The sequence below is a fragment of the Arthrobacter sp. SIMBA_036 genome (genome assembly GCF_046535135.1).
GTDB lineage: Bacteria > Actinomycetota > Actinomycetes > Actinomycetales > Micrococcaceae > Arthrobacter.
In genome coordinates, this window is record NZ_JAWRXG010000456.1 from 1 (window position 1) to 236 (window position 236).

Here is a 236-nt window from a genome sequence, read left to right on the forward strand (position 1 = left end):
GTTTTATTGAACAAATAAGTCCAAATAATTATTACTGGATAAATAGCGCCTAGCTGAAGTATTCCACCCACATGAAAAACAAAATATTTTAAGTAAGACACGGTAAACCATAGAGCCCAAACGACAGCAACGATGGAAACCCTTACCCCAAAAGGCATCCACTTATCCGGCCAAATAAGATCACTTGCTTTCATCATCAGCATCGTTGTCAGGAATTTCGTGAGGATTCTTTAAGT

General features: G+C 38.1%; 1 protein-coding gene. It reads right to left on the minus strand.

The window, feature by feature from the left end; genetic code table 11:
* The coding region (locus SB659_RS20510; protein WP_410551771.1) for a hypothetical protein at nucleotides 1–197 on the minus strand (197 nt) is incomplete at its 3' end.
* Between the last annotated feature and the right edge of the window lie 39 nt (nucleotides 198–236).